Source organism: Aliarcobacter cryaerophilus ATCC 43158 (assembly GCF_003660105.1).
GTDB lineage: Bacteria > Campylobacterota > Campylobacteria > Campylobacterales > Arcobacteraceae > Aliarcobacter > Aliarcobacter cryaerophilus.
Genome location: NZ_CP032823.1, coordinates 237,872 through 257,609, shown reverse-complemented (window position 1 = coordinate 257,609; position 19,738 = coordinate 237,872). Strand labels below are relative to the sequence as shown.

Sequence of the window (19,738 nt, the reverse complement as noted above, 5' to 3'; positions counted from 1 at the left end):
CAATCAAGACTTTAAAATTTACAAGGATATTTTTTATGACAAAAACAAATCCAAAAGTTCAAACTCTAATAGATGCTATTCCATATTTCAAAAAATTTTATGGAAAAACAATAGTTATAAAATATGGTGGAAGCGCACAAACAAGTGATGATTTAAAAGAGAAATTTGCTCAAGATATAGTTTTGCTAACTCTTTTGGGAATAAAACCTATAGTTGTTCATGGTGGAGGAGCAAGAATCACAGAACTTTTAACAAAACTTGAAATTCCTTCACATTTTGTAGATGGTTATAGAGTTACTTGTAAAGAGAGTATGAGAGTTGTTGAGATGGTTTTAAGTGGAGAAATAAATAAAAATCTTGCTTCACTTTTAAATCATCACGGTGCAAAAGCTATTGGAATATCTGGAAAAGATAGTGGCATAATTAAAGCCGTTCCAAAAGATGGTGGGAAATTTGGTTACACTGGAGATATAACTTTTGTAAATGGAGAGATAATAAATAACCTTATAAAGGATGGATTTATTCCAGTGATTGCTCCTATTGCAAATGGGGATGAACCAAATCATCCAGGTTATAACATAAATGCAGATGTAGCAGCTTGTGAAATTGCGATGGCTGTAAAAGCTCAAAAAGTTATATTTTTGACTGATACAGTTGGTGTTTTAAATAAAAGTGGAGAATTAATCCAAACTTTAGATAAGGCAAATGTTGAAATGTTCAAAAAAGATGGAACAATTGCTGGTGGAATGATTCCAAAAGTTGATTCATGCATAGAATCTATTCATAATGGTGTAAATAAAGCTCATATTATAGATGGCAGAGTTGAGCATTCAATCTTACTTGAGCTGTTTACAAGTGATGGAATAGGAACTCAGTTTATAAGAGTTGATAATCCAAATAATGGTATTGATATAGAAAAATTATTAAATAGTTAAAAGGAAGATGGTATGGGATTTATTGAAACAAGAGGAAATGATGGAAAAAGAGAAAAAGAAGTAAGTTTTAGCGAAGCTATTTTAAATCCAAGTAGCTCTTTTGGTGGACTTTATGTGCCAAAAAAATTACCAAATTTAGGTGAAAATTTTATTGAAAATCATATTAACAAAAGCTATAAAGAGCTTGCATTTGATATTTTAAAAGCTTTTGAGATTGATATTGATGATAATGAAATACAAAAAGCATTAGATTTATACGATAATTTTGATAATCCAACAAACCCAAGTCCAGTTGTAAAAGTTAAAGATGATTTGTATGTAAATGAGCAATATCATGGTCCTACACGTGCTTTTAAAGATATGGCACTTCAACCTTTTGGATCAATTTTTAGCTCTATTGCACAAAAAAAAGATGAAAACTACCTAATTTTAGCAGCAACATCTGGAGATACAGGACCAGCTGCGCTAAATACTTTTAGAAATAAAAAGAACATTCAGGTTGTTTGTCTATATCCAGATGGAGGAACTAGCGATGTGCAAAGACTTCAAATGGTTTGTGAAGATGGAGAAAATCTAAAAGTTTTAGGAATAAGAGGAAACTTTGATGATGCACAAAATGCTCTAAAAACTCTTTTAGCTTCAAATAGTTTCAAAGCTGAATTAGAAAAAGACAAGATCAAATTAAGTGCTGCAAATAGTGTTAATTTTGGAAGAATTATTTTCCAAATTATATATCACTTCTGGTCATACTTAGAACTTATTCGTCAAAATGCAATTAAAAATGATGAAAATATATATTTAGTTGTTCCTAGTGGAAACTTTGGAAATGTTCTTGGAGCTTATTATGCTCAAAAAATGGGTCTTTGTATTGAAAAACTTTTAGTTGCTTCAAATGAAAATAATATTTTAACACAATGGATAAACACAGGAATTTATGATATCAGAGATAAAGCTCTAAAATTAACAAAATCACCAGCTATGGATATATTAAAATCTTCAAATATAGAAAGAGTAATTTTTGATCTATTTGGAAGTAGTAGAACAAAAGAGTTAATGGAAGATTTAAACAAAAATAATATTTTTGAAATGACTGAAAAAGAGACAAAAGAGTTACAAAAATATTTTAGTGCTACTTTTAGTAATGATTCATTTGGTAACACTACAATAAAAGAGTTTTTGGATAAAGGATACCTTATGGATCCTCATACTGCAACTTGTATAAAAGCTTACAATGACTTAAAGGAAAAGCCTCTAAAAACTGTAATCTACTCAACAGCAGAGTGGACAAAATTCTCGCCAACTGTTTTAAATGCTTTAAATCAAGACTCTAAAAAATATAGTGATAAAGAGGCTTTAGAAGAGATTAGTACAAAATTTGGTGCTAACTTACCTCAGTCTATTAAAAATCTTTTTAATGCGAAAATCAATCACTCTTCCGTAATAGAGAAAGAAAATATTGAAGCTGAAATCATAAAATTTATTAGAAAATCATAAGATTTTCTAATAAACAATAAATTGAACTATTTTTAAATATTCTATTTTTACTCATTTCATTAATCATTCGTTTATAAAATTGACCAAAATCAATCTTTCTTAAGTATCTTTATATTAAAATCTAGGCCGATTCTAATTTTAAAAAAAGGAAGCCAAATATGTCTAAAGATACAAATAGACGAGATTTTATTGGCTACTCATTTGCTGCAGTTGCTGCAGTTGGAGGAGCCGCATCTTTGTATGGTATGAAACAGGTATGGGATCCACTTCCTAGCGTTTTAGCTGGTGGATTTACAACGATTGATTTAACTGCTTTAAAAGCAGGTGAGCCAGGAACTTTTACTTGGAGAGGGAAGCCTATTTTTGTTTTAAAAAAGACTGCTGATATGGAAAATAGTACAAGAGACTTAACTATAGGTAGTGACAGATACACTGTTGCGATTGGACTTTGTACTCATCTTGGATGTATTCCAGCATGGAAAAAAGATAAATGGAAATGTGCATGTCACGGTGGAGAATTTAATGCGAGTGGTCACCAAACTTTTGGACCACCACCTAGACCACTTGATTTACCTCCATTTGAAGTAAAAGGTAATACGATAGTTCTTGGAAACGAAGGACCAGAGTGTCAAAAAATCGCAGAAGCGATGAGAGCATAAGGAGGCAATAGATGGCAAAATTTGAAAAAGCTAACTCTGTTGGTGAGTGGTTAGAGCAAAGGCTTAATATAAAAGCACTTAACAAAGTTATGATGACTGAGTATTGGATTCCAAAAGATATTAACTTCTTATGGGCAATGGGAGTACTATTAGCTACTACATTTACTATTTTGGTTATATCTGGATTATTCTTAATGATGTATTACAAACCTGATATCAATTTGGCATTTGATTCAGTTAACTATACAATTATGCAAGAAGTTGCATTTGGTTGGTTATTTAGACATATTCATGGTGTTGCAGCTTCTGTTATATTCCTAATTATATATATTCATATGCTTACAGGTATCTACTATGGTTCATACAAACAAGGTAGAGAGATGATTTGGATATCAGGAATGCTACTATTTGTTACATTTAGTGCTGCTGGCTTCTCTGGATATATGCTTCCTTGGGGACAAATGTCTTACTGGGCTGCAATGGTTATTACAAACTTATTTGGTGGAGTTCCTGTTATTGGAGATGCACTAGTTGTTTGGATTAGAGGAGACTTTAACGTTGCTGATGCAACACTTACAAGATTCTTTATGTTACATGTATTCTTATTACCAATAGCTATTATGGGTTTAATTGGTTTACACTTCTATACATTAAGAATTCCTCACGTAAATAATCAATCTTCTGAAGATATTGATTTTGATGCTGAAGCTGAAAAATATTTAAGTGGCAATAAAAAAGAGTCAAAAGTTATTCCTTTCTGGCCTGTATTTATCTCAAAAGATTTAGCAGTTCTTGGAGTATTTTTAATATTCTATTTCTATTTAGTGTTCTTCCACTATAGTTTTGCTATGGATCCAGTTAACTTTGACCCAGCTGATCCAATGGTAACACCAGCTCACATATATCCAGAGTGGTATTTCTTATGGTCTTATGAAGTTTTAAGAGGATTCTTCTTTGATATTGCTGGAATTAAAGCATTTGATATTGGTTTAATTGCATTTGCATTTGCAAATGGTATCTTCTTTGTTCTACCATGGCTAGATAGAGATAATAAAATTTTACCAGCTCATAAAAGACCACTATTTTTTATCTGGTTCTGGTTATTAGTTGTAGATTTAATAGTACTAACTGTTTATGGAAAACTTCCTCCAACAGGTACAAATGCTTGGGTAGGTTTCTTTGCAGCAGTAGCATTTATACTACTATTTGTTCTACTTCCAGTTATTACAAAACTTGATCAAAAAAGAAGAGGGTAAAAGATGAGAGAATTAAAAATTTTAGCAGTAGTAGTAGTATTAACTCTTATTACTTACTGGGGAGTTGAGCCTTTTGCTCACTCACAAATGCATCCACATGTTGATCCTGTAAACTACAACTTTGAAGAATCTGATAGAACTACTTCAAAAGAAGGAGTTGAAAAAGCACAAAAAGCTTTAACTGAAGCTGAGAAAACAGCAGATGAAAAAGCTATTAAAGGTGCAAAAGCTGATTTAGAAGCAGCTCAAACTTTTGAAAAAACTATAAATGAGTTTTGGGATGCAAATAAAGCTGCAATAGCTGCGACTCCTAATGTTGCAAATGGTGAAGCTTTAGTAACTGCAAACTGTACAGCTTGTCATAGTATTGAATCGAAAGGTTTTCCAAAATTAATGGATGATGCAACTACAGCTGGAGCTTATGGTGTTGCAACTCCTGATTTAGGAAGTGCAGGTAAGCTTTATTCTAAAGATTATTTAATTGCTTTTATTAAAAATCCAGCTTTAGCTTCAAAAGTTTCTCATAAATTTACAGATGGAAGAGCTCATCCAATGCCTAGTTATGAGTTAATGAATACTCCACAAGAAATTGCGGATATGGTTGCATATTTACAATCAATCGCTCCAAAAGAGATGACTAATAAAGAAGTTTTCCACGATGCTTGTCAAAGATGTCATGGTTTAAAATATGCTGATATGCAACAAGGAACAATGGGTTCATTCTCACCTAATGCTGATATTACAAAATATATGGGAAAACTTCCTCCAGATTTATCTCAATATATTATTAGTAGAGGTCCTGATTATTTAGGTAAATTTATAAATGACCCACAAAAACTACTTGAAGGTACTGCGATGCCTAGAGTTGGTTTAAATCAAGAGTCACAAGAACAAGTTATAAAATATCTTGAAGAAATAGGAGCTTCTAAAAAAGTACAAAGAGAAGAGTTAGGTCCTAAATTCCTAATCTATCTAGTAATTTTTGCAATCTTCGCATTCTTATGGAAAGCAAGTAAATGGAGAGATGTTCACTAAGAACATCTTTTCAAACTTAAAAAGCTAGGAGTTTTTGCTTCTAGCTTTTTTTATTTATATTTTTTATAAGATTATTTTAGAAGTAGCAGATATTATAGCTGTTTGTGATTTTAAAATAAGGTTTGAACTGAAACCAACAATGAAATCTTTATTAAAAAGTTCTCTCTCTCTTTTTGAAAACCCACCCTCTGTTCCAATCATTAAAGTCTTAATATCTATTACTTTACTCTCTATAGAAGTTTGGGAGAAATCTAAAAAATATGTATCTGGATTATCTTTTATAAAAGTATCAATATTTTTACAAAGATCAAATTTTACAATACTACTTCTTCCACATTGAGATGATGAGTTTATCAATATCTTTTCTAATTTTTCAAAATTTACTTTAAAATTCTTTTGTGAAAAATCACTATAAACAAAAGTGATTTTATCAACTCCTAGTTCATTTAAACTAGAGATATTTTCATAAATAGTTTTTGAATCAACAATACACCAAGCAAGATGAATTTTCTTACTATTTTCAATAATTTTTTGCTCTTTTTTTATAAGATTTAAAAATAAACTCTTTTTATCGATTTGAGATATTTTATATGAATACAAAAAATTATCTTCTAAATTCCTAAAATCTAAAATATCATCAAGCTTATGTCGTCTTGCTTTTATTATATAGTTATAATTTTCATCTTCAATTTTTAGTTGTTCATTTTTAGAATTTTTGTCATATATAAACTGCATTAAAATACTTTACTAATTATGTAAACAGCTAATAAAACTGTAATTTCAATAATATAAATCTTCTTTGCATAAATATAAAAATCATCTTGGAGTTTTGTATCAGAAACTTTTATAACTCTTTGTTTTTTATATCTTTTTATTTCAATTACAAGTAAAAATATTGAAGCTGGGATCATCAAAGCAATTGTAAAGCTAAATTGTTGAGCATAAAAAGCAACTATTGTTCCTGTATAAATTACCACAGCATTACTCAAATGATATATTGGTGTCATAAATTTTAATCTTTTTGCCAAAGATATAAATTCCTTTTTTGTAGCAACAGAGTATAAATTAAATAACATAATTCCTAAAAAAACATATATCGCATAAATATGTGTTGTTATCGCACTTTGCATTAGTTCCATATTAAGTTTATCTCACTTTTAAAAATTTTTGCTATTATATCCAACTTATAATAAGTTTATATTTTTCAATATTTTCATACATTTTTATATAATATAAGGATTTTTTAGTTTATGAATAAAGATTTTAATAAAAAAGCAGTGGTAATATTAAGCGGTGGAATGGATTCTACTTTAAGCTCTTATATCGCGAAAAACAGTGGTTATGAACTAATAGCCGTTCACTTTAACTATGGACAAAGAACTCAAGATAGAGAGTTGAAGGCATTTAGAGAAATTTGTAAAGAGTTAAATGTTTTAAATAAATATGAGATAGATATTCCATTTTTTACCCAAATTGGAGCTAGTGCTTTAACTGACAAAAACATAGATGTTCCAGTAGATGGTGTTGAAAAAGGTAGTGTACCTATAACTTATGTTCCTTTTAGAAATGGTATTTTTTTAAGTATTGCAAGTGCAATTGCTGAAAAAGAGGATGCAAACGCTATGTATATTGGAGTTGTACAAGAAGATAGTTCAGGTTATCCAGATTGTAGCGATAGTTTTATTCAAAATATGCAAAAAGCTATAAATGAAGGTACAAAAGAGGATACAAAAATAGAGATTATAACTCCTCTTGTTCATTTAAGTAAAGCTGAAATTGTAACAGAAGCAATAAAATTAAATGTTCCATTACAACTTACTTGGTCTTGCTATAAAGAGGAGATTGAAGCTTGTGGAGTTTGTGACTCTTGTAGGCTTAGATTAAATGGATTTAAAGAAGCAAATCAAAAAGATTTAATACCTTACAAGGAGAGTTGAAATGTGGGAAATTTCAAAAGAGTTTGATTTTTGTTATGGACATAGAGTTTGGTCACAATCATTAAATGTTGAATTTTCACTTGATAGCTGTCTTATGTGTAGGCATCTTCACGGTCATCAAGGAAAAACAATTGTATATTTAAAATCTGATAACTTAAAAAGTGGAATGGTTACAGATTTTAAACACTTAAATTGGTTTAAAAAGTTTTTAGATGATGTAATTGATCACAAATTTATTATTGATATAAATGATCCACTTTTTTCAACACTTATTCCAAATGTAGATAAAAAAGATTTGATTAGCTTTAAAGAAGATTACAAAACAGTAGATCTCAAAAATTTTAGAAATGAACTGCTAGAGCTTTATGAGAGTTATATTATTGTAGATTTTGTCCCAACTAGTGAGAATATTTCAGCTTGGCTTTTAAAAATTGTTCAAAATAAAATGGATAAATTAAATATAAAAGTATCAAAAATAGAGTTTTTGGAAACTCCAAAAAGTAAAAGTACTTTTTATGCTAGAGATTAATGAAATTTTTGGACCTACAATTCAAGGAGAAGGCAAATTAATTGGATCTCCTTCAATTTTTATTAGGTTTGGAAAATGTAACTTTAAATGTGTTGGATTTAATGTAGAGTATGAAACTCCAAGTGGTAAAAAAAAGTGTGCTTGTGACTCTTATTATGCTGTTGATATAGAGTTTAAAGATAGTTGGAAAAGTTATGATAATCATCTTGATATAGTAAATGAAGTTGATAAACTTCTTGAAAATTATAGCTATAAAAATATAGTCGATATTGTAATAACAGGTGGGGAACCGCTTTTATATTGGAATAATAAAGAGTTTCAAAATTTAATAAAACATTATATTAATAAAAATCATAAACTTACAATCGAAACAAATGCCTCTTTAAATATAGATTTTCAAGAAGAGTATCAAAAAAATATTCTATTTTCAATGAGTGTAAAACTAAGCAACTCTTTAGAACCACTAAAAAAAAGAGTAAATAAAATTAGTTTAACAAAAATTTTAAAAAATTCAAAAGAGTCTTATCTTAAATTTGTAATTGGTGATGATTTTTTAGAAAATGCCATAAATGAAATTGAAGATATATTAAAAGATATTCCAAAGTGTGAAGTCTATTTAATGCCTCTTGGAGATAATTCAAAAACTATTGATGATAACTCAAAAGAGGTTGTAAATCTAGCAATTAAATATGGATTTAAATACTCCGACAGATTACATATTAGATTATGGGACAATAAAAGAGGAGTTTAATATAATTAAAATATTGTTATAATAAACAATTATGTAAAAAAATAAAAAGGTAAAATATGAAATTTAGTGGAAAAAATGTTTTAATAACAGGAGCTAGTAAAGGTATAGGAGCAGAAATTGCAAAAAATCTAGCAAGTTATGGTTTAAAAGTTTGGATAAACTATAGAAGTAAGATTGAAGAAGCAGAAGCTATAAAAGAACAAATTGAGAAATCTGGAGGAACAGCAGCAATTATAAAAGCTGATGTATCAGTAGAAGAACAATTTATAGCAGCTATTAAAACAATAATTGAAAGTGATGGAGAGTTAGCATATTTAGTAAACAATGCTGGAATTACAAAAGATAAACTAGCTCTTAAAATGAGTGTTGAAGATTTTACATCTGTAATTGATGCAAATCTTACTTCAGCATTTATTGGTTGTAGAGAATTTTTTAAACAAAGAGGAAAAAAAGGCTTTGGTTCTGTTGTAAATATATCTTCAATTGTTGGTGAGATGGGAAATCCTGGTCAAGCAAACTATAGTGCTAGTAAAGGTGGATTAAATGCTATGACAAAATCATTTGCAAAAGAAGCTGCAAGTAGAAATATAAGATACAATGCTATAACTCCAGGATTTATTCAAACTGATATGACAGATTTATTAAAAGCTGAAGTCAAAGCTGATTACGAAAAAAATATTCCTCTTTCAAGATTTGGAAATCCAAGTGAAATAGCTGATGCAGTAGCATTTTTATTAAGTGACCACTCATCTTATATTACAGGTGAAATACTAAAAGTAAATGGTGGATTATACGTTTAAAGTTTATCTTTAAACTATAATTTCTTCAAATTAAAAAGTTTTTAAAACTTTTTTGCTATAATTTTGGGACAATTTTATTAAAGGAATTAAAATGGCATTATTAGATGATGTAAAAGCTGTTGTTGTTGATCAATTAGATTGCGATCCAGCTGAAGTTAAAGAAGATTCAAAGTTCATTGAAGACTTAGGAGCAGATTCACTAGATGTTGTGGAGCTTGTAATGGCTTTAGAAGAGAAATTTGATATCGAAATCCCTGATGAAGAAGCTGAAAAAATATTAACTGTTGGTGATGCAATATCATACATTGAAAACAATAAATAGTTTTTTCTTTTTTTAGATAAAAGAGTTTCTCTTTTATCTATCTGTTTTTGTTATTGAGTTTTTGGTTTAAAAATTGAATAGTTTAAATAAAATATTGGAGCATTATTAGATGAAAAGAGTTGTTATTACAGGATTAGGTACTATAAATTCTACTGGACATAGTGTAAACGAATCTTTTGATGCCGTTGTAAACGGTGTTTGCGGGATTGATAAAATTACACTGTTTGATACAACTGATTTTTCAGTGCAAATTGCAGGTGAGGTGAAAAATTTCGACCCAGAAACTGTTATGGATAAAAAAGAGGTGAAAAAAGCTGATAGATTTATTCAATTAGGTATAAAAGCGGCTTTAGAGGCTATGATTGATAGCGGTTTTGTTACAAGTGAAAATAAAAAAGTAGATGATTCTATAGCAAATAGATTTGGAATAATCTCAGGTTCTGGAATTGGTGGATTAAGTACAATTCAAAGAAATTCTACTATTTGTGATACAAAAGGTTCAAGAAAAATATCTCCATTTTTCATACCATCATCTTTAGCAAATATGCTAAGTGGATTTATATCTATTGAGCATAACTTAAAAGGTCCATCTTTGGGTCATGTTACTGCTTGTGCTGCTTCAACTCATGCATTAAATGACGCTATGAAAACAATAGTTTTAGGTGGTGCCGATAGAATTTTAGTTGTTGGTGCTGAAAGTGCCGTTTGTGGTGCTGGGGTTGGTGGATTTGCTGCTATGAAAGCACTATCTACTAGAAATGATGATCCTAAAAAAGCTTCAAGACCTTTTGATATAGATAGAGATGGTTTTGTAATGGGAGAGGGTGCTGGTGCTTTAGTTGTTGAAACTCTTGATAGTGCATTAGCAAGAAATGCAAAAATTTATTGTGAGATTATTGGATTTGGAGAAAGTGGTGATGCAAATCATATCACTTCACCTGTAATGGATGGTCCATTAAGAGCTATGAGAGCTGCATTTGAAATGGCAAAAGATTTAACTGGAGAATATCCAAAAATTGACTATATAAATACTCATGGAACTTCAACTCCAGTTGGAGATAAAAATGAGACAGCTGCAATCAAAGAACTTTTTAATGGAAAAGAAAATTGTCCTCCTGTGTCATCTACAAAAGGTCAAATTGGTCACTGTTTAGGTGCTGCTGGAGCGATTGAAGCGATTATTGCAATCAAAGCTTTAAATGAAGGTATTATTCCTCCTACAATAAATGTTGAAAATCAAGATCCAGAATGTGATTTGGATGTTGTTCCAAATGTTGCTAGAAAAGTTGATTTAACAACTGTTATGAGTAACAATTTTGGTTTTGGTGGAACAAACGGTTCAGTAATTTTTAAAAAATTTACAAAATAAATCTAAACCTTAAAGGGTATTATTACCCTTTTTATTAAGGAAAAACATTGGCTACTTACTTAGAATTTGAAGAAAAAATAAAAAAAATTGAAGAAGATATAATAATTGCAAAAACAAAAGCAGATGAACCTGCTGTTGAAATATTAAATAAAAAATTAGATAAAGAAGTTGAAAAAACTTTCAAAAATTTAAATGACTATCAAAAACTTCAACTAGCACGACATCCAGACCGTCCTTATGCACTTGATTATATTAATGCTATTTTATCAAATGCTTATGAAATTCATGGAGATAGACACTTCGTAGATGATAATGCAATTGTTTGTTATTTTGGTTTTATTGGAACTCAAAAAACTTTAATAATTGGTGAACAAAAAGGTAGAGGAACAAAAGAGAAACTAAAAAGAAACTTTGGAATGCCTAGCCCTGAAGGTTATAGAAAAGCATTAAGAGCAGCCATGATAGCAGAAAAATTTCAAATCCCGATTCTTATGTTAGTTGATACTCCAGGTGCATATCCAGGACTTGGGGCTGAAGAGAGAAATCAAAGTGAAGCAATTGCAAAAAATCTTTATGAATTTGCAAACCTTACAACTCCAACTGTTTCAGTTGTAATTGGAGAAGGTGGAAGTGGTGGAGCTTTGGCTATATCTATTGCTGATAAACTTGCCATGATGAGATATTCTGTATACGCTGTTATTTCACCTGAGGGATGTAGTGCTATTTTATGGAATGACCCATCAAAAGTTGAAACAGCAGCTCAAGCACTTAAAATTACAGCTGAAAATTTAAAGCAACAAAATCTAATAGATGATGTTGTAAATGAGCCTTTAATTGGTGCTCATAGAAATAAAGATGATGCATATATGGCTTTAAAAGAGTATTTTTTAAACTCTGTTGAAGAGCTTAAAAAACTAACTCCACAAGAAAGACAAGAGAAAAAATATCAAAAAATTATGAGTTTAGGATCTTTTTCTGAGTAATAAGTAAGATAAACTAAAAAAGTTTATCTTATAAATCATTTTTGTCTCGAACTAATCTTCCAACTTTTTCACCGCCAATCAAATGAAAATGTAAATGTGGAACTTCTTGTCCTCCATCATTTCCAATATTTGTAATCATTCTATATCCACTTTTATCTATTTGTAACTCTTTTGTAACTTTTTTTATAAAGTTACTTAAATCACACATAATATCAGATGGAGCATCTTCAAATGAATCATAATGAGATTTCGGAATAACCAAAACATGCACCTTTCTTGTAGGGTTTATATCATGAAAAGCCAAAAAATTATCATCTTCTAATACAATATTGCTAGGTATCTCTTTATTTACAATTTTGCAAAAAATGCACATATTTTCTCCTTGATTTTTTATAATAAATTATAACCAAACTCTAATAAAAAATTAGGTATAATCGCAACTTTGAGAGATTATAAATATATATTTTGTAAAAATAAATTAGAGATTAGGAATAAAAATTGGAACTTTGGATAAAGAAAATCGAATCTGCTTCAACACTTGAAGAACTGGAGAGTTTAAGAGTTGATACCCTTGGAAAAAAGGGAGTTTTGACTATAGAATTTGCAAAAATGAAAGATATTCCTGCTGATGATAAAAAATCATTTGCAGAAAATCTAAATAGACAAAAAGAGCAAATAACAAAGGCTTTAGATAGCAAAAAATCAGAGCTAGAAATAATTGCTTTGGATAAAAAATTACAATTTGAAAAAATTGATGTTACAAAGTTTAATAACGAACTTAGCTGTGGTGCTGCTCACCCAGTTGCAGAAACTATGAATAGAATTATTAACTACTTTTTGAACCTTAATTTTACAGTTGAAGAAGGTCCGCTAGTTGAAGATGACTTTCATAACTTCCAAGCACTAAATCTTCCTGAATATCATCCAGCACGTGATATGGCTGATACTTTTTATAACAAAGATTATACACTTCTAAGAACTCATACTTCACCTGTTCAAATAAGAACAATGTTAAGCCAAAAAGCTCCTATTAGAATGATTGCACCAGGAACTGTTTTTAGAAGAGATTTTGATATTACTCACACTCCAATGTTTCATCAAATTGAAGCTTTAGTTGTAGATGATGCTGATAAAATCTCATTTGCAAACTTAAAACATGTTTTAGTTGAGTTTTTACAGCACATGTTTGGAGAAGTTGAAGTTAGATTTAGACCTTCATATTTCCCATTTACAGAACCATCAGCTGAAGTTGATATTTCATGTGTATTTTGTAAAGGAAATGGTTGTCGTGTATGCTCGCAAACAGGTTGGCTTGAAGTTTTAGGATGTGGAGTTGTAGATCAAAATGTTTTTGATGCAGTTGGATATGAAAATAAATCAGGTTATGCATTTGGTTTAGGAATAGAAAGATTTGCTATGCTAATTCATAGTATTGGTGATTTAAGATCTCTATTTGAAAGTGATACAAGACTATTAGGACAATTTAAATGATAATTACAAGAAGATGGCTAGAAGAGTTTATAAATATATCAAATATAAGCACAGATGAAATTTGCAAAACATTAAATAGCATTGGTTTAGAAGTTGATAGTGTAGAAAAAAATAGTATTGCTTCAAAAGTTGTTGTTGCAAAAGTTTTAAGCAAAGAGAAACATCCAGATGCCGATAAATTAAATGTTTGTCAAGTTGATTTAGGAGATGAAGTTACTCAAATTGTTTGTGGAGCATCAAATGTAGAAGCTGGACAAACTGTTGCAGTTGCTACTATTGGAGCTATTTTAGGAGATGACTTTAAAATAAAGGCAGCCAAACTAAGAGGAGTAGAATCAAATGGAATGATATGCTCTTCAACAGAATTAGGACTTCCAAAATTAAATGATGGAATTATGGTTTTAGATAACTCTATAGGAGAGCTTATTTTAGGAAAAGAGTTAAAAGATTACCCTATTTTAAATGATGATATTATAGAAATTGGTCTTACTCCAAATAGAGGTGATTGCTTAAGTATTTTAGGAGTTGCTAGAGAGTTAGCAGCTTTTTATGATTTACCTTTGATAGAATTAGATAAAAATATAAATGATCACGAGCTTAGTATTGGTCAAATATTTGAGATAAATAGTTCAAACATTGACACTTTTTTAGCATACAAAGCAATAGATTTTTCAGATTTCAAACTAGATTTAGTAACAAATCTAAGAGTAGCTTTAATTGGTAAGTTTAAAGAAAATAGTAATATTAAGAACTCACTTTTCTATGCAACTCACTGCGTTGGTGTTATTTTAAATGCTTATCCTAGAGAAGATTTTGTTTTGAAAAATGAACTTAGTGTTTTGGATTTAAGAAAAAATGAAAAAGGATTTGATTGCTCTTATTCAAGTACAAACTGTCTAAGTCAAATCTGTATAGAACAAAAAGATTTTAGTGAAAATTCAAGTGATTTTTTACTTGAAGCATCTTATATAAATCCTGAAGTTATATCAAAAAGAGTTTTTGATGCAAAGATAAAAACAGGTGATATATTTTACAAAGCATCAAGAGGTAGTAACCCTGATTTAAATTATGGAGTTAATTATTTTTCTAGTTTTGCTTCTAAAATGGGAGCGACTATATACTCTGGAGCAAAAGAGTTTTTAGAAGATATTGAAAAAATAACTCTTAGTATTAGTGTAAAAAATATAAACTCTATTATTGGACAAAATATAGAAAAAATTGAGATAGAGAGAATTTTAACTTCTTTAGAATTTGAAATAAAAGAGTCTGTTGATGATATTTTATTGATTAAAGTTCCACATTATAGACATGATATTAAAAATATTGCTGATATTGCTGAAGAAGTTATAAGAATGGTTGGGATTGATAATATTATTTCAAAACCTTTGGCTATTGATGAAGTAAATAGAGTAAACAAAACTAGTTTAGATTTACAAAAAAAGAATAAATTAAGATACAAAGCTATCGAAAATGGATTTTTTGAAACACTAACATATGTTTTTTCTTCAAAAGAAAATTTAGAAAAATATGGTTTTAAAACTGTAAAAGATGAGCTAGATATTATTAATCCTATTGTTAAAGAGTTAAATACTTACAGAACTACACTACTTTTAAATATTGTTGAAGCTTGTTCAAATAATTTCAAAATAGGTGCAAGAAGTGCTAGTTTTTTTGAAATTGGAACTATTTTTGATGAAAATAGAGTTGAAAGTAAAAAGATTGCATTTGTTCATAGTGGAGCTTCATCGCTAGAAGATGTAAGCAATGCTGGAAAACCAAAAAATATAGATTTCTTCTCATTTGCAAAAAAAGTTTTAAATACTATTGGTGAGTTTGAGCTTGAACCTATGACAAATATTGATAATAAATTTATTCATCCATATCAAAGTGCAAATATTTTAATAGATGGAAAAATATCAGGATTTATCTCTAAACTTCACCCAAGTGTTGCCGCTCATTTTGATTTAAGTGACACTTTTTTTGCACAAATAGATTTTGATAGTTTAGAAGATAGTCTAATAAAAGCATCTTCTTACTCTAAGTTTCAAGCTTCAAGAAAAGATTTAAGCATAATTGCTCCAAAAACTTTAGAGTTTAAAGAGATTAAAAAAGTTATAAATTCACTAAATAATAACCTGATTAAACAATATAACTTAATCGATATATATAGTGATGATAAACTTGGGGAAAATGAGAGTTTAACTATTAGATTTACTCTTCAAAGTGATGACAAAACACTTGAAGATGAAGATATAAATCAAGTTATAAACTCAATTTTAGATGCTTTAAAAGAGAAATTAAATATTACTTTAAGATAAGGGAAAAAGATGTCAAGTTTTAATATAAAAAGATTAAATAAGCCTTTTGATGTTGTTATAGAAAATATTGCAAGCGATAAATCAATATCTCACAGATGTGCTATGTTTTCACTATTTTCAAATAAAACTTCATATATTAAAAACTATTTAACTGCAGAAGATACTTTAAATACTCTAAAAATTGTAGAACAATTAGGTGCAAAAATAAAAAGAGATGGAAGTAGTGTTGAAATTACTCCAGTTGATAATTTAATCGAACCTGATGATGTACTTGATTGCGGAAATTCTGGAACTGCTATGAGACTTTTTTGTGGATTATTAGCAAGTGTCGATGGCTCTTTTGTTTTAAGTGGGGATAAATACTTACGAAGCAGACCAATGAAAAGAGTTGCAGATCCTTTAAGAAATATTGGAGCAAATATTGATGGAAGAGAAAATGGAAACAAAGCACCTCTATTTATAAGAGGAGAAAAATATTTAAAACCTTTCTCTTACATCTCACCAGTAGACTCAGCTCAAGTTAAATCAGCTATGATTTTGGCAGCTCTTAGAGCTACTAATGTTAGTAAATATAAAGAAAATGAGCTAACTCGTGATCATACTGAGCGAATGCTAAAAGGTATGGGAGCAGAAATTTTTACAGATAATGAAGGCTTTATTAATATAAAACCTCTAACATCTCACTTAAAGCCTTTAAATATAACTGTTCCAGCTGATCCTTCTAGTGGATTTTTCTTTGCTGTTGCAGCTGCAATTTCAAAAGGCTCTAGGGTTGTAATAAAAAATGCATCTTTAAACCCAACAAGAGTTGAAGCTTATGTTGTTTTAAAAAAAATGGGAGCAATAGTAAATTTTATTGAAAAAGAGAATATTTATGAACCAATTGGTGATATTGAAATTATCGGAGATGAATTAAATGGTGTTGAAGTAAGTGAAAATATATCTTGGCTAATAGATGAGCTTCCAGCACTTAGTATTGCTATGAGCTTAGCAAAAGGAAAATCTACAGTAAGAAATGCAAAAGAGCTAAGAGTAAAAGAGAGTGACCGAATAAAAGCTGTTGTAGATAATTTAGAACTTTGCGGAGTTGATTTTACAGAGTTTGAAGATGGTTATGAAATAAGAGGTGGAAAATTAAAAAGTGCAACTATTGACTCTTATGGTGATCATAGAATTGCTATGAGTTTTGCAATAGCTGGGTTAAATTGTGATATGAAAATAGATGATGTGGAGTGCATAAACTCATCTTTTCCAAACTTTAAAGAGATTTTAGACTCTTTGTATTAAGGATGAATTTTGAAAATAGAACTAGCAAGTAGCTATGGTTTTTGTTTTGGTGTAAAAAGAGCTATTGAAATTGCACAAAAATATGAAAATAGTGCAACTATGGGACCACTTATTCACAATGAAGATGAGATAAATAGATTAAAAAAAGATTTTAATGTCGGATTGTATTCACAATTAAGTGATGTAAAACCAGATGATACTGTAATTATTAGAACTCATGGTATTCCAAAAAATGATTTAAGAGATCTTAAAAAGGGTGTTAAAAAAGTTATAAATGCTACTTGTCCATTTGTAACAACTCCCCAAAATATAGTAAAAAATATGTCAAAAGAAGGTTACTCTATTCTTATTTTTGGAGATATTGAGCATCCTGAAGTAAAAGGTGTTAAATCTTACGCTTGTGATTTAGATGATGTTCATATAATATTATCTCCAAAAGATCTGAAAAATATAAAATTCAAAAATAATAAAATTGCTTGTGTTGCTCAAACTACAAAGAAAAAAGAGACTTACTTAGAAATCATAAATGAGCTAATTCTAAAAAATAAAGAAGTACGAGTTTTTAATACAATTTGTGATGCAACTTTTGAAAACCAAGATGCAGCAAGAGATATTTCAAGAAAAGCTGATATTATGATTGTAATTGGTGGAAAAAGCTCATCGAATACAAAACAACTACACTCGATTTGTCTTGAAAATTGTGAAAATTCATATTTAATAGAAAATGAACAAGAGTTAGAAAAATCTTGGTTTAAAGATAAAAAATTTTGTGGAATCACTGCAGGTGCGAGCACACCTGACTGGGTTATTCAAAAAGTATGTGATAAAATCAAAGGCTTTAAACCATAATTTAAGTGATTTTTTTGTACAATCTTGCTATTTTAAATAAACTGGTAAACAAAGAAGGTACAAAATGCGTATGGAAGATATAGATTTAGGTGAAGACTTTGACTTTGAGCAAATGCTAAATGAGTCTTTTGAGCAATCAGAGAACAACTCTGTGGTTGATGGTGTAATTGTTGATATAAATGCTGAGAGAGTTTTAGTTGATGTTGGACAAAAAATTGAAGGTTTATTGTCAGTGTCTGAAATTACAACAAATGGTGAATTAAAGTATAAAGTTGGAGATACAATTCCTGTTATGCTTATGGGAAACAGAGGTGAAAGACCTAGTATTTCTCACAGAAAAGTACTTCAAAAAGAGAAGTTTAATAACTTTATAGCTACTCATGGTGAAAACTTTGAAGACGTTACAATTGAAGCTAAAATAGTATCTGTTAAGCAAAGAGGTGGTTTCACTCTTGAAGATACAGATGGTTGTGAATACTTTATGCCTCTAGCTCAATCATATATGAAAACTATTGGTGCAATTGGAAAAACAATAAAAGCAAAAGTTATTAAAGTAAACAAAAATCAAAGTTCGATTATTGTTTCAAGAAAAAAATTAATTGAAGAGAGTAAATCTGTAAAAGATAGCAAAATTGCTGAAATTTTAGAGAATAAAGAGCCAATTGATGGAGTTATTAAAAAAATTACTTCTTATGGAATGTTTGTAGATTTAGGTGGAATAGATGGTCTTGTAAACTACAATGAGATTTCTTATAAAGGTCCAGTAAACCCAGCAAATTACTACTCTGAAGGTGATACTGTTTCTGTTATTGTATTATCTTATGATAAAAATAAACAACATTTAAGCCTATCAATAAAAGCTGCTTTATCAAATCCATGGGAAGAGATAAAAGATAGATTAGAAGTTGGTGATACTATTACTGTAACTGTTTCAAATTTTGAATCTTATGGAGCTTTTGTTGATTTAGGAAATGATATTGAAGGACTTTTACATATTTCAGAACTTTCTTGGAACAAAAACATTAAAAATCCAAAAGAGATTTTAAATATTGGAGATGAGATAAATGTTGAAGTAATTGAACTAAACTTTGACCAAAAAAGATTAAGAGTTAGTTTAAAAAACCTTCAAGAAAAACCATTTAATAAATTTGTAAACTCTCATAAAGTAGGAGATATTTTAAAAGGAAAAATCGCAACTTTAACTGAATTTGGAGCTTTTGTTACTCTAGGTGATGTTGATGGATTACTTCATAATGAAGAGTCAAGTTGGGAGCCAAATAGTAAATGTAAAAACCTTTTCAAAAAAGGTGATGAAGTTGAAGTTAAAATTATCAAAATAGATAGAGAAAAAGAAAATATATCACTTTCTATAAAAGAAATAGCTACTTCTCCTGCAAAAGATTTCCAAGATAAATACAAAATTGGTGATATTGTAAAAGGTGCTATAAAAGATAAAAAAGATTTCGGTCTATTTATAAAACTTGAGAATAACCTAGATGGACTTGTAAGAACTGAAGATTTTGGTCCATTAAATATTGATGAAGTATCAATTGGTGATGAAATTGAAGCTGTTGTTATAAATATTGACACTAAAAAAAATAGAGTTAGATTATCTATAAGAAGATTAGAGCAACAACAAGAAAGAGATATGCTAAAGTCTGTAAATGATGATATGTCTATGACTTTGGGTGATGTTATAAAAGATCAATTCAAAAAGTAGGAA

The 19,738-nt window shown here is 29.3% G+C and carries 20 protein-coding genes; 17 read left to right on the top strand and 3 right to left on the bottom strand.

The features are described from left to right. The first annotated feature begins 35 nt into the window (after positions 1-35). From argB to ACRYA_RS01220, 5 genes are all read left to right on the top strand, one after another. Positions 36-935 carry an acetylglutamate kinase gene (argB, locus tag ACRYA_RS01240; RefSeq protein ID WP_105917611.1) on the top strand — a complete coding sequence of 300 codons (900 nt, stop codon included), beginning with the start codon at positions 36-38 and terminating at the stop codon, positions 933-935. Between the two features lie 12 nt (positions 936-947). Next, positions 948-2,429 (top strand): threonine synthase, encoded by a 1,482-nt coding sequence (thrC, locus tag ACRYA_RS01235; protein WP_105917610.1) that lies wholly within the window; start codon positions 948-950, stop codon positions 2,427-2,429. 158 nt (positions 2,430-2,587) lie between these two features. Beyond that, positions 2,588-3,088, top strand: coding sequence for a Rieske 2Fe-2S domain-containing protein (locus ACRYA_RS01230; RefSeq protein WP_105917609.1), 501 nt, complete (start codon positions 2,588-2,590; stop codon positions 3,086-3,088). Positions 3,089-3,099: 11 nt separating this feature from the next. Then, positions 3,100-4,344 (top strand): cytochrome b, encoded by a 1,245-nt coding sequence (locus ACRYA_RS01225; RefSeq protein WP_105917608.1) that lies wholly within the window; start codon positions 3,100-3,102, stop codon positions 4,342-4,344. Positions 4,345-4,347: 3 nt separating this feature from the next. Further along, entirely contained in the window at positions 4,348-5,379 is a 1,032-nt protein-coding gene (locus tag ACRYA_RS01220) for a c-type cytochrome (RefSeq protein ID WP_105917607.1), read from the top strand. A gap of 63 nt (positions 5,380-5,442) precedes the next feature. Here the strand turns inward: ACRYA_RS01220 and ACRYA_RS01215 are convergent, their stop codons facing one another. Further along, complete coding sequence (locus ACRYA_RS01215; RefSeq protein WP_105917606.1) at positions 5,443-6,114, bottom strand: 16S rRNA (uracil(1498)-N(3))-methyltransferase; 672 nt, start codon at positions 6,112-6,114, stop codon at positions 5,443-5,445. Next, positions 6,114-6,509, bottom strand: a complete 396-nt coding sequence (locus tag ACRYA_RS01210; protein ID WP_228199761.1) for a hypothetical protein — start codon at positions 6,507-6,509, stop codon at positions 6,114-6,116. Before ACRYA_RS01210 ends, ACRYA_RS01215 begins: the two co-directional genes overlap by 1 nt. 120 nt (positions 6,510-6,629) lie before the next feature. Here ACRYA_RS01210 and queC point away from each other — a divergent pair, with 120 nt between their 5' ends. The 7 genes from queC (at position 6,630) to accA (ending at position 12,070) form a co-directional block, all read left to right on the top strand. Further along, positions 6,630-7,316, top strand: coding sequence for a 7-cyano-7-deazaguanine synthase QueC (queC, locus tag ACRYA_RS01205; protein WP_105917604.1), 687 nt, complete (start codon positions 6,630-6,632; stop codon positions 7,314-7,316). A 1-nt stretch (position 7,317) separates the two neighbouring features. Then, entirely contained in the window at positions 7,318-7,845 is a 528-nt protein-coding gene (locus tag ACRYA_RS01200; RefSeq protein WP_105917603.1) for a 6-carboxytetrahydropterin synthase, read from the top strand. Then, the gene (locus tag ACRYA_RS01195) at positions 7,832-8,596 is read left to right on the top strand and encodes a 7-carboxy-7-deazaguanine synthase QueE (protein ID WP_105917602.1); all 765 of its coding nucleotides are present in this window, start codon (positions 7,832-7,834) and stop codon (positions 8,594-8,596) included. Before ACRYA_RS01200 ends, ACRYA_RS01195 begins: the two co-directional genes overlap by 14 nt. 56 nt (positions 8,597-8,652) lie before the next feature. Then, positions 8,653-9,396, top strand: coding sequence for a 3-oxoacyl-ACP reductase FabG (fabG, locus tag ACRYA_RS01190; RefSeq protein ID WP_105917601.1), 744 nt, complete (start codon positions 8,653-8,655; stop codon positions 9,394-9,396). Between the two features lie 91 nt (positions 9,397-9,487). Further along, the gene (gene acpP, locus ACRYA_RS01185) at positions 9,488-9,718 is read left to right on the top strand and encodes an acyl carrier protein (RefSeq protein ID WP_066156446.1); all 231 of its coding nucleotides are present in this window, start codon (positions 9,488-9,490) and stop codon (positions 9,716-9,718) included. Between the two features lie 109 nt (positions 9,719-9,827). Continuing rightward, complete coding sequence (locus ACRYA_RS01180; RefSeq protein WP_105917600.1) at positions 9,828-11,087, top strand: beta-ketoacyl-ACP synthase II; 1,260 nt, start codon at positions 9,828-9,830, stop codon at positions 11,085-11,087. Between the two features lie 47 nt (positions 11,088-11,134). After that, entirely contained in the window at positions 11,135-12,070 is a 936-nt protein-coding gene (gene accA, locus ACRYA_RS01175; protein WP_105917599.1) for an acetyl-CoA carboxylase carboxyl transferase subunit alpha, read from the top strand. A gap of 28 nt (positions 12,071-12,098) precedes the next feature. On the opposite strand, the gene ACRYA_RS01170 is transcribed toward accA, so the two are convergent. Beyond that, positions 12,099-12,443, bottom strand: a complete 345-nt coding sequence (locus ACRYA_RS01170; protein ID WP_105917598.1) for a histidine triad nucleotide-binding protein — start codon at positions 12,441-12,443, stop codon at positions 12,099-12,101. Positions 12,444-12,568: 125 nt separating this feature from the next. Here ACRYA_RS01170 and ACRYA_RS01165 point away from each other — a divergent pair, with 125 nt between their 5' ends. The 5 genes from ACRYA_RS01165 to ACRYA_RS01145 all read left to right on the top strand — a co-directional run bounded on the left by ACRYA_RS01165 (position 12,569) and on the right by ACRYA_RS01145 (position 19,735). After that, on the top strand, positions 12,569-13,561 hold the full coding sequence (locus tag ACRYA_RS01165; RefSeq protein ID WP_105917597.1) for a phenylalanine--tRNA ligase subunit alpha: 993 nt from the start codon (positions 12,569-12,571) through the stop codon (positions 13,559-13,561). Continuing rightward, a complete protein-coding gene (gene pheT / locus ACRYA_RS01160; RefSeq protein ID WP_105917596.1) occupies positions 13,558-15,879 on the top strand; it encodes a phenylalanine--tRNA ligase subunit beta in 2,322 nt (773 codons plus the stop codon). The genes ACRYA_RS01165 and pheT overlap by 4 nt, the downstream gene beginning before the upstream one ends. Positions 15,880-15,888: 9 nt before the next feature. Then, the gene (gene aroA, locus ACRYA_RS01155; protein WP_105917595.1) at positions 15,889-17,166 is read left to right on the top strand and encodes a 3-phosphoshikimate 1-carboxyvinyltransferase; all 1,278 of its coding nucleotides are present in this window, start codon (positions 15,889-15,891) and stop codon (positions 17,164-17,166) included. A gap of 9 nt (positions 17,167-17,175) precedes the next feature. Beyond that, entirely contained in the window at positions 17,176-18,015 is an 840-nt protein-coding gene (locus ACRYA_RS01150) for a 4-hydroxy-3-methylbut-2-enyl diphosphate reductase (RefSeq protein WP_105917594.1), read from the top strand. 64 nt (positions 18,016-18,079) lie between these two features. After that, complete coding sequence (locus tag ACRYA_RS01145; RefSeq protein ID WP_121443264.1) at positions 18,080-19,735, top strand: 30S ribosomal protein S1; 1,656 nt, start codon at positions 18,080-18,082, stop codon at positions 19,733-19,735. The last annotated feature ends 3 nt before the right edge of the window (positions 19,736-19,738 follow it).

Bases quoted from the DNA above. Each gene is read 5' to 3' on its own strand.
- ACRYA_RS01145 (WP_121443264.1), top strand. From the start codon at position 18,080: ATGCGTATGGAAGATATAGATTTAGGTGAAGACTTTGACTTTGAGCAA.
- ACRYA_RS01215 (WP_105917606.1), bottom strand. From the start codon at position 6,114: ATGCAGTTTATATATGACAAAAATTCTAAAAATGAACAACTAAAAATT.
- ACRYA_RS01225 (WP_105917608.1), top strand. From the start codon at position 3,100: ATGGCAAAATTTGAAAAAGCTAACTCTGTTGGTGAGTGGTTAGAGCAA.
- ACRYA_RS01180 (WP_105917600.1), top strand. From the start codon at position 9,828: ATGAAAAGAGTTGTTATTACAGGATTAGGTACTATAAATTCTACTGGA.
- ACRYA_RS01200 (WP_105917603.1), top strand. From the start codon at position 7,318: ATGTGGGAAATTTCAAAAGAGTTTGATTTTTGTTATGGACATAGAGTT.
- aroA (WP_105917595.1), top strand. From the start codon at position 15,889: ATGTCAAGTTTTAATATAAAAAGATTAAATAAGCCTTTTGATGTTGTT.
- pheT (WP_105917596.1), top strand. From the start codon at position 13,558: ATGATAATTACAAGAAGATGGCTAGAAGAGTTTATAAATATATCAAAT.
- ACRYA_RS01230 (WP_105917609.1), top strand. From the start codon at position 2,588: ATGTCTAAAGATACAAATAGACGAGATTTTATTGGCTACTCATTTGCT.
- ACRYA_RS01170 (WP_105917598.1), bottom strand. From the start codon at position 12,443: ATGTGCATTTTTTGCAAAATTGTAAATAAAGAGATACCTAGCAATATT.
- queC (WP_105917604.1), top strand. From the start codon at position 6,630: ATGAATAAAGATTTTAATAAAAAAGCAGTGGTAATATTAAGCGGTGGA.
- ACRYA_RS01210 (WP_228199761.1), bottom strand. From the start codon at position 6,509: ATGCAAAGTGCGATAACAACACATATTTATGCGATATATGTTTTTTTA.
- argB (WP_105917611.1), top strand. From the start codon at position 36: ATGACAAAAACAAATCCAAAAGTTCAAACTCTAATAGATGCTATTCCA.
- ACRYA_RS01195 (WP_105917602.1), top strand. From the start codon at position 7,832: ATGCTAGAGATTAATGAAATTTTTGGACCTACAATTCAAGGAGAAGGC.
- thrC (WP_105917610.1), top strand. From the start codon at position 948: ATGGGATTTATTGAAACAAGAGGAAATGATGGAAAAAGAGAAAAAGAA.
- fabG (WP_105917601.1), top strand. From the start codon at position 8,653: ATGAAATTTAGTGGAAAAAATGTTTTAATAACAGGAGCTAGTAAAGGT.
- ACRYA_RS01220 (WP_105917607.1), top strand. From the start codon at position 4,348: ATGAGAGAATTAAAAATTTTAGCAGTAGTAGTAGTATTAACTCTTATT.
- acpP (WP_066156446.1), top strand. From the start codon at position 9,488: ATGGCATTATTAGATGATGTAAAAGCTGTTGTTGTTGATCAATTAGAT.